The 13,847-nt window shown below is 55.6% G+C and carries 11 protein-coding genes; 2 read left to right on the top strand and 9 right to left on the bottom strand.

Annotated elements, in window-relative coordinates; genetic code table 11:
- Nucleotide 1: 1 nt before the first annotated feature.
- The 3 genes from J7447_RS07490 to J7447_RS07500 all read right to left on the bottom strand — a co-directional run bounded on the left by J7447_RS07490 (nucleotide 2) and on the right by J7447_RS07500 (nucleotide 3,403).
- Nucleotides 2–646, bottom strand: coding sequence for a LysE family translocator (locus J7447_RS07490; protein WP_075283025.1), 645 nt, complete (start codon nucleotides 644–646; stop codon nucleotides 2–4).
- 183 nt (nucleotides 647–829) lie between these two features.
- Nucleotides 830–2,344 (bottom strand): cardiolipin synthase, encoded by a 1,515-nt coding sequence (cls, locus tag J7447_RS07495; protein WP_022998804.1) that lies wholly within the window; start codon nucleotides 2,342–2,344, stop codon nucleotides 830–832.
- Between the two features lie 24 nt (nucleotides 2,345–2,368).
- Nucleotides 2,369–3,403, bottom strand: a complete 1,035-nt coding sequence (locus J7447_RS07500) for a cysteine synthase A (protein ID WP_209169196.1) — start codon at nucleotides 3,401–3,403, stop codon at nucleotides 2,369–2,371.
- A gap of 314 nt (nucleotides 3,404–3,717) precedes the next feature.
- Between J7447_RS07500 and J7447_RS07505 the strand changes: the two genes are divergently transcribed.
- A complete protein-coding gene (locus tag J7447_RS07505) occupies nucleotides 3,718–4,374 on the top strand; it encodes a ChrR family anti-sigma-E factor (RefSeq protein ID WP_062488847.1) in 657 nt (218 codons plus the stop codon).
- A gap of 58 nt (nucleotides 4,375–4,432) precedes the next feature.
- Nucleotides 4,433–5,239 (top strand): SDR family NAD(P)-dependent oxidoreductase, encoded by an 807-nt coding sequence (locus J7447_RS07510; protein ID WP_209169197.1) that lies wholly within the window; start codon nucleotides 4,433–4,435, stop codon nucleotides 5,237–5,239.
- A 38-nt stretch (nucleotides 5,240–5,277) separates the two neighbouring features.
- Here J7447_RS07510 and J7447_RS07515 read toward each other — a convergent pair whose 3' ends face one another.
- The 6 genes from J7447_RS07515 to J7447_RS07540 form a co-directional block, all read right to left on the bottom strand.
- Nucleotides 5,278–6,507, bottom strand: a complete 1,230-nt coding sequence (locus J7447_RS07515; protein WP_209169198.1) for a cyclopropane-fatty-acyl-phospholipid synthase family protein — start codon at nucleotides 6,505–6,507, stop codon at nucleotides 5,278–5,280.
- 19 nt (nucleotides 6,508–6,526) lie between these two features.
- Complete coding sequence (locus tag J7447_RS07520; protein ID WP_286188968.1) at nucleotides 6,527–7,309, bottom strand: DUF1365 domain-containing protein; 783 nt, start codon at nucleotides 7,307–7,309, stop codon at nucleotides 6,527–6,529.
- A gap of 65 nt (nucleotides 7,310–7,374) precedes the next feature.
- Nucleotides 7,375–8,673 carry an FAD-dependent oxidoreductase gene (locus J7447_RS07525; protein WP_075283021.1) on the bottom strand — a complete coding sequence of 433 codons (1,299 nt, stop codon included), beginning with the start codon at nucleotides 8,671–8,673 and terminating at the stop codon, nucleotides 7,375–7,377.
- A gap of 294 nt (nucleotides 8,674–8,967) precedes the next feature.
- Nucleotides 8,968–9,567: a hypothetical protein gene (locus J7447_RS07530; RefSeq protein ID WP_022998797.1), complete on the bottom strand. Its 600-nt coding sequence runs from the start codon at nucleotides 9,565–9,567 to the stop codon at nucleotides 8,968–8,970.
- 910 nt (nucleotides 9,568–10,477) lie between these two features.
- Nucleotides 10,478–11,914, bottom strand: a complete 1,437-nt coding sequence (locus J7447_RS07535; protein WP_209169200.1) for a M81 family metallopeptidase — start codon at nucleotides 11,912–11,914, stop codon at nucleotides 10,478–10,480.
- 20 nt (nucleotides 11,915–11,934) lie between these two features.
- Nucleotides 11,935–13,845, bottom strand: a complete 1,911-nt coding sequence (locus tag J7447_RS07540; protein ID WP_209169201.1) for a family 20 glycosylhydrolase — start codon at nucleotides 13,843–13,845, stop codon at nucleotides 11,935–11,937.
- Nucleotides 13,846–13,847: the final 2 nt, after the last annotated feature.

Here is a 13,847-nt window from a genome sequence, read left to right on the forward strand (position 1 = left end):
TTCAGCTATTTGCCTTGGCCACCAGAAGCTTCAGGGCGAAGGTGCCCATGATGCCCGCAAAAGCCCAGTCGAAGGCTCGCATGAACTTCGGCGAGGACTTCAGGAAACGGGCAAACGCACTGGCTCCCAGAACCATCGCCGCGCAGATGGGCATTCCCAGAACGACGAAGTAAAACCCGAGGAACATCAGTTTTCCTGTCGCGTTCGGATCCGCCGCGCTGACAAACTGAGGCAGGAAGGTCACGAAGAACAAGACGATCTTGGGATTGAGGATGTTGATCCCGAGTGCCTGTAGCCAGACCCGGTGAATAGGTTGCCTCTTCACGGAGGCTGCTTCCAGCGCAAGGCTGGACCCGTTCCTGACGGCTTGAACTGCGAGATAAATCAGATAAGCGGCGCCGACGATCTTCAGCACTGTAAATGCAAGTGCCGATGCTGAAAGCAGGGCGGAAACACCGATCGCGGCAAGCACGGTGTGCAGGATCAGACCACAGGTTGCCCCAAACACAGCAGCAAGCCCGGCGCGCCGGCCTTGTGTCAGCGTCTTGCTCATGAACAGCGTCATGTCGGGTCCTGGCGTAACGGTCAACACCAGTGCTGCGGCCGTAAAGGCAAGCAGGGTCGCGTAGTCGGGTATGTAAGCCATGGTTTGCAGATGCCGGAGAAGTTGGTCTGATAGAGATTTAGATCATTCGCCTCGACGGCACCAGCCCGGAAGGGGGCGCTCTTCGTTCGATTTCACAAAACAGGCGCTGGATATTGCCTTTAAGCTGCACGAGGCGCTCTGCATGGCCGCGCAGTCAGAGACTGAATATGTCCCGAACACTGATCAAAGTATGGGAGACAGCAACCTGGCACCTTGAGCCAGGACACGAAAAACATAACTGCGGGACTGGAACGCGTCCGGCCAGGTCAGGCGGGAGTTCTGGAAATCGGTCTCCAGCATGCTTTCGACATTGTCGATCATGCGCGGATGGGTGAACCAGAGGGTCAATTCAAAATTGATCTGGAAAGATCTGTTGTCGAAGTTGACCGTGCCGATGGAAACGAGTTCGTCGTCCATCAGCGTAACCTTCTGGTGCAGAAAACCGTCGATATAGCGGTAAACCTTCACCCCGCGCTGCACCAGGGTGTCCTCGTAGGCGTGGCTTGCGAGCCATACAGTCCAGTGATCACGTTTTTCCGGCATCAGAACGCGTACGTCCACACCGCGCATTGCTGCCGAGCAAAGCGCTGTCTGGATGTCGAGAGACGGCACCAGATACGGTGTGGTGATCCATAGCCTCTTTCGTGCCCGGGCTGCCGTTTCGACAAAAGCCAGAGCGCATTCCTCCAGCTTGTCTGCAGGCCCTGTCGGCATCACCAGAACGGCTTCGTCACCTGGCATCGGAATTTCGCCAACCTGAGGCAGTTCGATGCGCTCGCCGCTCGCCCAGAGCCAGTCTTCGACAAAGGAGAGTGCGCAAGCAACGGCAGCGGGCCCTTCGACACGGACATGGGTGTCACGCCAGTGGCCAAACCAGTTGTCCCGGCCGACATACTGGTCCGCAACATTGTGGCCGCCGACAAATGTGACGCGGTAGTCGATCACGACCAGTTTGCGATGATTGCGATAGTTGAGACGCATCGGTCCAAGCAGTCGCAGGAACTTGTGGTTTTCGTTGAAACCGCAAACCTTGACGCCGGCGTTCTTCAAGCGGGTCAGATAGTCTTTTGACAGAGAATGGCTGCCGACATCGTCGTAGAGGAAATAGACTGTTATGCCATCCTTGGCACGGGCGATCAGGGCGTCGGCCATGTCACGTCCCAGTTCGTCGTCATGGATGGCGAAGAACTGGAAGAATATGACGTTTCTGGCCTTTGCAATTTCATTCTTGATGGCTGTGAACGTCGCATCACCATCGATAAGAAGGTCTGCCTTGTTGCCGGCCATGAAGGGAACCCCGGCAACGCGGGAAAGAACCGGCCAGTCTCTGGTTTCCTCGTGATCGGTCAGGCCAAGTTCGTCTGCACGCCTTGCCCGTTCTGCCCGGCCAAGGGTCGCTTGAATCTTCTCGTAGTCGGAAAAGGATCGCCAGCCGAACACGAAATAGAGTGGCACCGTGAGATAAGGCAGAAAAAACAGGGACAGCAGCCATGCGACGGACCCTTGGGAAGTTCTTGAATTCATTACTTCGCGAACGGCGCAGATGCCTGCCGTCACGTACATGATCGCGACAAATGCCGCGACCAGTCCGAGATTGTTTGCCATGACATCCAGAACGCCGGCATCTGTGACGGCATCACGGATCACCGCTTCGGCCGCGTCACCGCCTTGCGCCAATGCTTGATCCGCTGAACTCATGTAATGCCCCCCGGTGTCAATCGATCAGGCGAAGGGTGGCTGGATCGTGACTTTTCGCTCCAGCCACGCCGGAACCGGCAAATTCTTTGATCTGAGGAAGTCCGGATTGTAGAGTTTGGACTGGTAGCGGGTGCCGTGGTCGCACAGGATCGTGACGATCGTCTTGCCTGGACCAAGCTCGCGAGCGAGGCGCCGGGCGCCGGCCAGGTTGATAGCGGTCGAGCCACCCAGCAGTAGCCCTTCCTTTTCCGCGAGATCGAACACCAGCGGCAAGGCTTCTTCGTCCGGAATTGTGTAGGCATGATCGATTTTAAGATCGCCGACAATCGCGGTACTGCGGCCAAGGCCGATGCCTTCGGAAACCGAACCACCTTCGGAGGCGACAGCCTTGCCGGTGGTGAACAGCGATTGCATGGCAGCGCCACGCGGGTCGGCGCAGCCGATGACGACACCCGGCTTGTTCTCCTGAAGATAGGTTGAAACGCCAGCCAGCGTGCCACCGGAACCGACCGCACAGATGAAACCGTCAACCCGGCCACCCGTTTGGGCCATGATTTCAGGACCTGTGGTTACGAAATGAGCCTTGCGGTTGTCGAGGTTGTTCCACTGATCGGCAAAGATAACGCCATTAGGTTCGGTCCGTGCCATCTCTTCTGCAAGACGGCGGGCGACGTGCTGGTAATTGTTGGGGTCGGAAAAAGGCTTGGCCGGAACTTCGACAAGTTCAGCACCACATAGGCGCAACATGTCCTTCTTTTCCTGGCTTTGCGTTTCCGGGATAACGATCACGGTCCGGTAACCGCGTGCACTGGCTACCAGCGCCAGTCCGATACCGGTGTTTCCGGCTGTGCCCTCGACAATCACACCACCGGGCTTGAGATCACCGCGGGCTTCGGCTTCAAGAATCATCTGCCGGGCAGGGCGGTCCTTGACCGATTGACCGGGGTTCATGAACTCGGCCTTGCCGAGAATTTCGCAACCCGTTTCCTCGGACAGAGCTTTCAGACGGATGAGGGGCGTGTTACCGATCGCATCGACAACAGAAGCGGACACAGACATTTATTCTTTCCCGGCTGATCTGGTCCGGTGGCGCTGACCGGCCAGATGAAATCTGATAAGCCCCGGACGCTAAAGGTCTGAAGGGCCTTGATCAAGGTCGCAATGTAAGGCTTCAAATGGGGAATGCCAGCACCTGAGGCCAATCAGGTTCCTTTTTCCCTCTGGTGTCAAAAACACGCCATCAGTTGTTCCGTGAAATCAGCTTACTGAAATTCTATTTCTAACAATTCTGGTGTAATTGTTGATCCGATTTTTGTTGCCTGTCGTATCGCCGGTAAGGCAACTTGGGATTCTAAAGCCAAATGAGAGCGGTAATGGAAAAAAACGTGACCGGAATGGACGAGTTACTGGCCGGATATGCGGCCGGGACCTTGACCTATCCGGCGCAGGCATTGGTCGGTGCTCATCTCGAAATGAGCGACTGCAACAGGTCATATGTAAGCTCACTTGAAACTCTTGCCGGCTTTGAGCTGGAAGACGCCGAACCGGTCTCCATTTCCAATCGGGACGAATTTCTCGGATCGATATTCAGTGGCGCCGTTGATGACCTGAACGATAACGCGCCTGCCGCCGAACTGTCTGAGAAAGGCGGACCGGCCGTTCCCGAATCGCTGCAGTCGATTATCGGTTCCTCGATGGATCAGCTACCCTGGAAAACGCTCCTTCCTGGCGTCAAGGAATGCAAGTTCGGTGAAATTGACGGCTGCGCAAGCAGTCTCCTTTGGGTGCGGGCAGGTCGAGCAATGCCGTCCCATACGCACCACGGCACTGAGCTTACGCTCGTATTGACGGGCGGGTTCAAGGACGAAGACGGCCACTATGTGGCTGGTGACGTTGCCTTTGCCGATGGCGATGTGGACCACAAGCCTATAGCTGACGAAGGTGAAGACTGCATTTGCTTCGCGGTGACAGCGGGACGCCTGCAGTTGACCGGCCCTGTTGGCCGCTGGTTCGCACCCTTTATCCGCTAAAATTCAATCCGACACCCGGTCTGTTTGCGTAAAGAGGCAAACGAACCGGGAGAATGAATTGCCCAAGACGAATTATGTTGCCCAAGCTGATCACGGTTGCGCCTGGATCACGGGAGCAAGTTCCGGTATCGGCCGGGAGCTTGCACTTGACCTCGCCCGTTCGGGCTGGAAGGTCATTGTAACTGCCCGCTCGGAACAGGATCTGGCGGAGCTGGAGAAGCAGTCTAAGACGCTTGCCGGTTCAATTCATGCGCTGCCTGGGGATGTCACGAAGACGGACCTCATGGCCGAACACGTGAAAAAAATTCAGCAGGACTTCGGCGGTTTGAGCCTGCTCGTGGCTAATGCGGGCATTTATCTGCCGCAGGATGGCCTCGATGCCGATGCAGACGCCTTTCGCAAAAGCTTTGATGTAAACCTCATGGGGACGGTCAATGTGCTTCTGCCGGCAATCACAGCCATGAAGGCGGCGGGCAGGGGGCAGATCGCAGTGGTGTCGTCTGTGGCAGGTTATGGCGGTTTGCCGACGTCTGCTGCATACGGTGCCACCAAGGCGGGGTTGATCAACCTTGTTGAATCCTTGAAATTCGATCTGGACCTTGCAGGGATCCGAATTCAGATCATCAGTCCCGGTTTTGTCGATACGCCGGCAACAAAGTCCAATCCGTTTCCGATGCCTTATCTGATGTCTCCGGAAGAGGCTGTCGAGGAAATCAGGAAAGGCCTGTCCCATCCAGCCCGTTTCGAGATTGCATTTCCGCGTAAATTTGTTCGGCAACTGAAGCTTATGCGCTGGTTGCCGTACAGTGCCTACTTCGCGCTGGTCGCCCGGTCCACGGGTTGGAACAAGAAAAAGGCCGGGTGACCCGGCCCTTGAAGTGTGTCTTCAAGATCAGTGCCTTGTCAGGCAGATTTGACGTAGACCATCTGGCGAACATCGATATTGCCGGACCGGAAGCCTGCCTCGCAATAATGCAGGTAAAACTCCCAGAGGCGCTTGAAGCGCTCGTCAAAACCCAGCGGACTGATCCTTGGCCAGGCTTGTCGGAAACTCTGCCGCCATTCTGCAAGCGTTCTCGCATAGTCCTGGCCGAAGATCTTCTGATCCATAAGGTCCAGGCCCAGTGACTTGCCGATTTCCGCCAGACGACCGGGCGGAGGCAGCATTCCACCTGGAAAGATATAACGCTGGATGAAGTCTGTGCCTCTGCGATAGTCGTCGAACATCTTGTCCTGGATCGTGATGATCTGCAGACCCGCCTTGCCACCCGGCTTCAAGCACTTTGACAATTGGCGGAAGTAGGTCGGCCAGTATTTTTCACCGACGGCCTCGAACATTTCGATGGAGGCTATCCTGTCGAACACGCCATTTTCGTCGCGATAGTCCTGGAAGACCACTTCAACCTTGTCGTTGAGGCCGGCCTTGTAGATCCGCTCGCGCGCGTAATCGAATTGTTCCTGCGAGATGGTCAATGCTCGCACGTTGGCACCAACCGATTTTGCGACATATTCGGCAAAACCGCCCCAGCCACACCCGATTTCCAGAACCTTGTGATCGGGAGTAATGCCCGTCTGCCGGACCAGAGAAGCGTATTTCTCGGTTTGGGCCTGTTCCAGATTGTTGGTTTCGTTGCTGTAGATCGCCGAGGAATAGGTCATCGAAGGATCGAGCCATTCCCGGTAAAATGCATTTCCGAGATCATAGTGCGCCGAGATGTTGCGTTTCGACCCGCGTTTGGTGTTGGAGTTCAGCCAGTGGCGTACCGACATCAAAAAACGTGTAAACGGCTTCCCCTGGAGGGCTTCCAGCGTCGATTCCTGGTTTATGCAGAAGACTTCCAGAAATGTGGTCACGTCGGGCGACGACCAGTACCCCGCCATGAAGGCTTCTCCGACACCAACGTCGCCTGCTTGGACGACCATACGGAAAAACGCCCAGTTATGGATCTTGAGAACACCGTGTGGGCCATCTTCCTGCCCTTTGATATGGAACCTTCGACCGTCTGGAAATTGAACTTCAAGAGACCCGTAACGGATTTTGAGGGCAAGGCCGGCCGCCATTTTGGCGAGGCGTGGAGTACCCTTCAACTCCGCGCGGAAGTTTTCCTTGGTCAGAACAATCGGCTCACTCATAGCAGAACCTCTTGAAACGTCAGTTGTTTGAAACTGGCAAGACAGAACCTGTCTGCCCAGGCAACCCGTCATTCCCTGCATCTTCTGCGGGTCGAGCGTGAAATGGTACACGCTTGCGCCAGATTTTAAAGGCTTCCCAATGGATGGCGCCGATGACCTTGAACGTCAGCAGCGGCACCTGAAGGCAGGCCTGCAGAATCGAGCCGTTGGACAGGGGGCGTTGTGTGCCGGAAAATGTCGCCGACAAAAGCGGGCCTTCGCAATCCTTTTCCAGAATGCGAACGCGGACGGTTTTTCCCGGCGGCATCATGCGGAAGTAATAGTGTTGTTCCATGCTGACGAAGGGCGACACGTAGAACAGCTTCTTCTGATCTTGGCGTATCCCTGCATCACTGCACTGGCCGGCTTTGACAGGTGCTACGTAGGTGTGGATGCCCCCAAACGTGTTGCGTACCTCGTAAACGAGTGCAATCAGTTGGTTCGACCGGTCATAAGCATAATAAACGCTGAGAGGGTTGAAGCCGTAACCCAGCATCCGCGGATATGCGAGCAGCAGGACCCGAGCAGGTGCCTCTAGTCCTTCCTTGGCGAGCAATCGGTCGACATGGAGCCGCAAATCAGACCCGTCCCTGGGGCCATGGTCCTTCTGATGAAACGACAGCAAATTGAACCGGTTGACGGAGAAGAACAGGCTGGACTGCGCAGCTTCTTCAAGCCGATCCAGATCGAGCAGCACGGAGAAGACCTTGTAGGAAAACCTGTGCTCACGGGGTTTCATGCGGTGATGCATGACCGAGCCCATGAACAAGGATGCCGCCGGATTGGGGGGCGGTCCATTGTCATGCATACAATTGCTCGGCCTTGCCTTCATTCGGCAGCCTCCAGATAGGTGTCGCCAGCCACGTCTTTTTCCCATGGCAGCCGGGCACCGAGAGAACGGGCAACATCAAGTCCGGACGAAAGTCCATCTTCGTGGAAGCCGTGACCGCGCCACGCACCACAATACCATGTGTTGTTCACGCCTTGAATTTCCCCAAGCCGGTTCTTGGCCTGCTGAGCCATGGCATCAAACTGGGGATGATCATAAACATACTTTGCGAAGGTCTTGTCTTCCTGAGGTGGTGCATAGGGGTTCAATGTAACGAAGACCGGTTTGGAGTGATCGAAGTTCTGCAACCGGTTCATCCAATAGCTGACGGTTACGTCCCGTGTTTCGCCGGCTTCGCGATCGGACATGTAATTCCAGGAAGCCCAGACGTTTTTGCGTTTCGGCATCAGGGCCTCGTCACGGTGAAGGTAAACCTCGTTTGGACGATACCGGATGGATCCAAGAATATCGCGCTCCTGTGGGGAGGGATCACCCAACATGGCAAGGGTCTGGTCCGTGTGGCTGGCAAGGATCACATGATCGAAGACGTCCTGGTGGCCGGATGCGTCGCGCACGATGACCTGACCGTTTTGCCGGAGAACTTCTGTGACCGGCTTGCCAAGCCTGATCTTTCCCTGAAGTGGCGCCAGCAGCTTTTCCACGTAGTTGCGGCTGCCACCGGAAATGGTACGCCACAGCGGCCGATCGAATGAAAGCAGGCGATGATTTTCAAAGAAAGCCACGAAGCTTTCCGCAGGATAGTCCCGCATTTCGTTGATCGGCGTCGACCAGATGGCAGCGCCCATCGCCAGCAGATAGTCGTTTATGAAACCGGAAGAGTAGTGTTCACGCTCCAGGTAGCCACCGAGCGTTTGCCCGCTGAGGCGTCCGGCCTTCAGATCTTCAACTGCTTTGCCATTGAAGCGGAAGATATCCCGCAACATGCGCAGGAACCGCGGTGAGACCAGATTACGCCGTTGTGCGAAGACCGCGTTCAGAGAATGGCCTGACCATTCAAGCTTGCCGTTGTCCGCCGACAAGGCAAAACTCATGTCGCTTATCTCGTTGGCGACCCCCAGATGGTCAAGCAGCGCAGTAAAATTCGGGTAGTTGAGCTCGTTGTAGACGATGAAACCGGTGTCCACCGAAATCCGGGCGCCATCATAGTCGATATCCGCCGTGGCGCTGTGACCACCTGGCCGTTCGCGCCGCTCGTAGAGAACAACGTCATGAAGATCATTAAGGGCCCAGGCTGCACTGTTTCCGGAAATTCCGGAGCCGATTACGGCAATCCGCATATCATATCCTTCGGGGCGTCGGTGTTACCGCGGGAAACCTGGTCGGACGCCAAGTTTTCCAGTTGATGTGCAGCGGTTACGCCTCGCCTTGAAGGGCGGATCACATAGGACGATGAATTTTATGGATTATTTTTGACGCAAAACGATTGGCGCGACTTCAGCCAACGCCATCCGAGGTTTTGCGACCTCGGAAGAGCGGAAAAGCTCACACGCGCATCGCCGCTGCCCGGCAAAAAGGCCGGGCAAGCGAATGGCGTGTCGCAAGTCTGCAAGGCAATTGCGCCAAAACAAGCCTCAGGCCTGGATCGTGTCGACAATCCAGTTCCATGCGATTTCGACGCGTGTGCGTGCGGCATCGAAGAAGGCAACGACCTTCTGCCATACCAATTCGCCAAAATCTGCGACCTGCAGCATGGTGCCGCGTTTCTGCGAGGGTTGCTGGCCGGTTTCGATAAGTTCAATTGTGGTCGCATCAACACCTTCATTGACCACACGACGTGTGACCGTAAGGGTGCCTTCATTGACCAGTCTTGATTCATCCTTGCCGGCGACAACCGTATCCTGATCCATGGCGCGAACGACAACGGCCCGGCCATCTGGAAGCAGATGGGTTTCGTTGGTGTTCACTTCACTGTCATAGATAACTTCGCCGAAGGAATCGATCAGTTCTACCCAGATCGTTTTCCGGCCTTCAAGCTCGATTTCGCCCACCCATATCGTGAGCTCACTTTCCAGCGGGTCGGCCTGATCCTGTGACGCTGACGCGACTGTGACCGCCAAACGATCCTCAGGCAACGTTATCGTTTCCTGAGGCAGTGGGGCCGCAGCAGCGCTTCCCGCCAAGGCAAGGATGAGGCCAAGCGCAAGAGTTCCTGCTCTGGTATTCCGTTGCATGTACGCCTCCCAAGGCTAATACAACTTAATTTACCGCGCGTGGGGTCTGTAAACGGAGGTCCATTGTAGGACTTTTCAGGTCTTCCGCGCTTTTGCGCCCCGTTCGTGCGGTCACGATTTTGCCATTATCGCACCACAATCTCCCGAATGCGTGTAACAAAGATCACAAATCCGGGCTTTTTCAGTTATATTTCGGTAATAAATGTGGGTTGAACTACGAAGTTCAAGGCCAATCACCAGTTCGTGAACGCAAAGCCATCGTCATAACTAACAATGAACGTAGAGTAAGTTTGTTGACTGTGGTAATTTTGTCGATGTTTTTCGATGATATTGATCGGTTTCCGCTATCGCCTGTGCACTTGCCTCGAACTCGAGGTCAGAAAGCTGGGTTGCTCAATGCGGCTAGAAGTAACTACCTGACAGAAGTTCAAATTAAAAAGCTCCACCGGCAGAGGTCCGGCGGAGCTTTATGGGATCGGCACAGTTGATGGGGTACGTGCAAATCTCCCTACAGATCAAATCCTTGCAGCAATCAGGCCGTTTTAGTTTGCCGTTGGATCTGCAGATCGGGGCAGGTCCTGAAGGCTGAGTTTCGATCATTCCATAAATTGATACTGACCGACCATTCACATTCAACCTTGGTAAAAATTACAATTAGTGTGTTTGAAGGCGCGCTGCTGAGCTCAAGATCCCATGTAAGACTATGATTGATTTGAGAAATGCAAATGCAGGCGGATGACCGATTTTAAATTCGGTACTGAAAATAATAGAAATAAACTTTGCGAGTGCTTGTATTTGCAAGCAAAATGCCAATTTTCCGTGCGTTCAGGACGCGCTTGGTAAGCAATGCATCCCTTTTAGTCGGCTGGATTCGTCAGTTACTCATGCCGCTCGAAAGAGCGCGCAATACTCAAGAGGACGCCCTGCGAGATAGACTTGTAACCGGTTTCCAATCGAAGGCCCGCTGAAAAGGGTAGCTCGGCTCAGGGCGGTGTTGGTTTGTGAGCGCCTCAATGTCCTGGTTAACCGCACCATCTGTGAGGGCCATGCGGGCGGGATTGGCGATTGGGGCCAGCTCTGGCGACAGGTATCCGGATTTCACGATCAAGAACCTTGCAGTGGATGGTTCAATGGCAAAACGCCGAAAATCCTCCAGTTGATGGAAGGGGCGTCTGTGTTCCGTCAGGATCACCAAATTACCTGCGATCCTGGTCAACACTTCCCGATTATGATCCTGTTCTCTGCCTAGTTTAGACAGCAAGACAGCTTCCGTGCTAACGACCTTGCAATCGCTGCCTAGGGCACCACCAATTGTGAGGCGGGATGAAGAGCCGTCTGGCAATGGCCAGAGTTTATCGACCGCAACCGGATCAGCGATCCCTGCAAATACACCTCCAGTCAAGCCTCGTTCCAACCAGGCCGCCAGGACATCGGATCTGTCACCAACACCACCACCTGTCGGATTGTCGCCACTGTCGGCAAGGATGAGGGGAGACGAGCTTTCTGTTGCAGCATCGTCCAGGCACAGTTCGAGCGGCTTCGTGGGGACACCAAACTCGAAGTCTTGCCTTGCGGACCAGTACTGCGCAGCAATTTCGGAAGCCGCCTGTTGAATGGCATCCAGGTCTGTTCCCGTCACCACGGCGGCCGCGGTGGCTCTTGCCGTATCAGCCCAGACATATCCCACCATCAGATTGGCATCGGTCACCCCGGATCTCTGATCGAATACCGGCAACGTTGCATAAAGCGATTTTGCCGGTTCATCTTCCGTGCTGGTTCGTTCCCCGGGCAGGAGAACCGGCACAGGAGCCCAGGCCACGTACCTCTTGGGACCACCACCCAATTGGTTGACAAGATTTGCCGCGGCACGTCGGTGGGTTTCGGTCACGTCGATATGAGGGGCGGTGCGATAAGCACAGAAGATGTCGATCTGATCGACAATGGTTTGCGTGACATTGCCGTGCAGATCGTAACTGACAGCGATTGGCACTTGTGGCCCGACGAGTTGGCGAACCGCAGAGATCCAGTCCCCTTCCGCATCGCTCAGACCGATCACATGCATGGCGCCATGCATAATCAAGAGAACACCGTCCAATGGCTTCTTGGCTTCAAGTTCGGCAAGAAAGGCAGACTTGAAGCTCGCATAGCAATCCGCAGACACCGGACCTCCTGGAATGGATCTGGCGTGAAACAATGGACAAAAGGTGACGTCAGGAAATCTGCCGCCGTCGATGCCTGCCTGTGCCAGCAAGTCCTTGCCACGGGTGACCGTGAAGTCTGATGCGGTTTGCTGGACCGGTGAATAGGTACTGCATTCGGTATGAATGCCGCCAACTGCAATTTTCATCTTCCTGCCTCGTCACGCATTCAAAGCTGTGGGAAGAAGGGGGCCTGCGCTGCAAATCGCAACCAGGCCTTGCTGGTGGGATCGGTCCAGCCGGCTTCAGCGACTGCATAAAGCCGCGGAAAGACCATATGATTGAAGATGGCGTTGTCGGTCATGTGCTCGCACCAGATGCAGGCCTGCACCCCCTTGAGGCGCTCTTCACTGCCGGTGCTGAGACCGGCAGCTGCTTCATAGCCGTAACAGTCTTCCGGTGTCGAAACGCCGGCCCAACCTGCACCCGGCTCATGCCAGCCGGACGCCTGGACCATATCCATGTAATAGTGCTGTCCCGGGGTGCAGATGACGTCGTAGCCCTGATCGATCAGGTCCTTGGTGACTTCCTGTCTTTGCCAGGCCATCAGAAGCACGCCATCCGGGTCAATGCCGCCACCGTGTGAGACTTCGTCCCAACCGGCAAGTTTCCGGTTGAGTTTTCTCAGAATGTCGCGCACGCGGCCCATGAAATAGGCTTGCACTTCCATTGTATCCGCATGACCCTTTTCCTCCATGAGGCGTTGGGTCTTCGGAGAGGCGAGCCATGAATTGACGTCGACTTCGTCGCCGCCGATGTGGATGAAGTCGAATGGAAACAGGTTGGCAACTTCCGCAAAGACCTTTTCCAGAAACTCGTAGGTTTCATCCATCGCCGGGTTCAGTGCGTTGTTCGGATAGCCCTGAATGGAATGGTAGCTCTCCGGGGTCTCCGCCTGATCGGCGAAGCGCGGGTAGGTCTTCAAAACGGCGGTTGAATGCCCTGGAACATCGATTTCCGGCAGGATATCTATGTTCAGGCTGGTGGCATGGGCAACAATCTCGCGAACCTCGTCCTGCGAATAGGCCCCTTCGTAGACTTCAGCGGCAAAGCCAAGCTGGGGCACCTGCTGGCAACCAGGACCACGCCGCGCGCCGCCCACGGTCAGTTCGGGATAGGCCTTGATTTCAAGTCGCCAGCCTTCATCGTCTGTCAGATGCCATTGGAAGACGTTCATCCGACCCCAGGCGAGAATGTCGAGCAGGCGCATGATGTCTTTGGGGCCACGGAAATGTCGTGACACATCCAGATGCGTTCCACGCCAGGAAAACCTTGGGGCGTCTTCAATCACGCCCTGTGCAGGATACTTGAATGTACCGGGTGCCTCATAGGTGCCGTAGGCCATCTGGGCGAGTACAGTCAGGCCATAGTCACGGCCGACGGAGCCGCTGTAGCGCAAGGCTGCTTTCGCTTGGGCAAATTCGAGCCGGTAACCGTCAGCTGCAAGGCTATCGTCCTGCTGGAACTCAATCGCGATTTGATGATGCGATTGAGTAAAACGGAAAGGATGTGGCGCTCCTGGAAAGAGCCTTGCTGCGAGCGCGTTGATCTTGGCCGCCGCCGCCTTTTCCTCTGCAGAGCCCTGGGCAACAAGGAAGCTTGTCTTGTCGTCCGCAAAGGCCGTTACTTCCACTTTCTGGGGCCAGGGAACGATATGCAACGGTTCAGAAAGGTGTCCAGCCGGCATGCTGCGACGTTCTCCGCTGTCCAGCTCTTCCGGCGCTTCAAGATCATTGCACAGCACCTCGATGACGCTGCCACCGGTGCTGACATAGGCGGACTTAGGACCATCAAGCCGGTGTCTTGCCACGTTCGCCAGGCCGGTGATGGCAAAGGTCCAGGTTTCGCCTGGTTCGATCGTTTCGCCAGTGTTTGGCGTGATTTCGTGAAAATTCGCAATCCGGCTGAAACTCGCCGCGTTTTCAAGCTTGGCATTTGCCGTGGCCCGGTTGACCGCCGTGTAGGCCAGCGTGAAATCCTTCAGGGGCCTGGAGCTTGTATTGGTCAGTGCAAACTCCTGACGAGACGCAGCAAGATCCTCCGCAGGGCGGTAGAAACAGTCGAGCACAAACTTGGTCATGA

The organism is Labrenzia sp. R5_0 (assembly GCF_017743835.1).
Lineage (GTDB): Bacteria > Pseudomonadota > Alphaproteobacteria > Rhizobiales > Stappiaceae > Roseibium > Roseibium algicola.

Excerpts from the sequence above, each read along its gene's own strand:
- J7447_RS07540 (WP_209169201.1), bottom strand. The coding sequence starts at position 13,845 with ATGACCAAGTTTGTGCTCGACTGTTTCTACCGCCCTGCGGAGGATCTT.
- J7447_RS07500 (WP_209169196.1), bottom strand. The coding sequence starts at position 3,403 with ATGTCTGTGTCCGCTTCTGTTGTCGATGCGATCGGTAACACGCCCCTC.
- J7447_RS07515 (WP_209169198.1), bottom strand. The coding sequence starts at position 6,507 with ATGAGTGAGCCGATTGTTCTGACCAAGGAAAACTTCCGCGCGGAGTTG.
- J7447_RS07505 (WP_062488847.1), top strand. The coding sequence starts at position 3,718 with ATGGAAAAAAACGTGACCGGAATGGACGAGTTACTGGCCGGATATGCG.
- J7447_RS07520 (WP_286188968.1), bottom strand. The coding sequence starts at position 7,309 with ATGGGCTCGGTCATGCATCACCGCATGAAACCCCGTGAGCACAGGTTT.
- J7447_RS07490 (WP_075283025.1), bottom strand. The coding sequence starts at position 646 with ATGGCTTACATACCCGACTACGCGACCCTGCTTGCCTTTACGGCCGCA.
- J7447_RS07525 (WP_075283021.1), bottom strand. The coding sequence starts at position 8,673 with ATGCGGATTGCCGTAATCGGCTCCGGAATTTCCGGAAACAGTGCAGCC.
- J7447_RS07535 (WP_209169200.1), bottom strand. The coding sequence starts at position 11,914 with ATGAAAATTGCAGTTGGCGGCATTCATACCGAATGCAGTACCTATTCA.
- J7447_RS07530 (WP_022998797.1), bottom strand. The coding sequence starts at position 9,567 with ATGCAACGGAATACCAGAGCAGGAACTCTTGCGCTTGGCCTCATCCTT.
- cls (WP_022998804.1), bottom strand. The coding sequence starts at position 2,344 with ATGAGTTCAGCGGATCAAGCATTGGCGCAAGGCGGTGACGCGGCCGAA.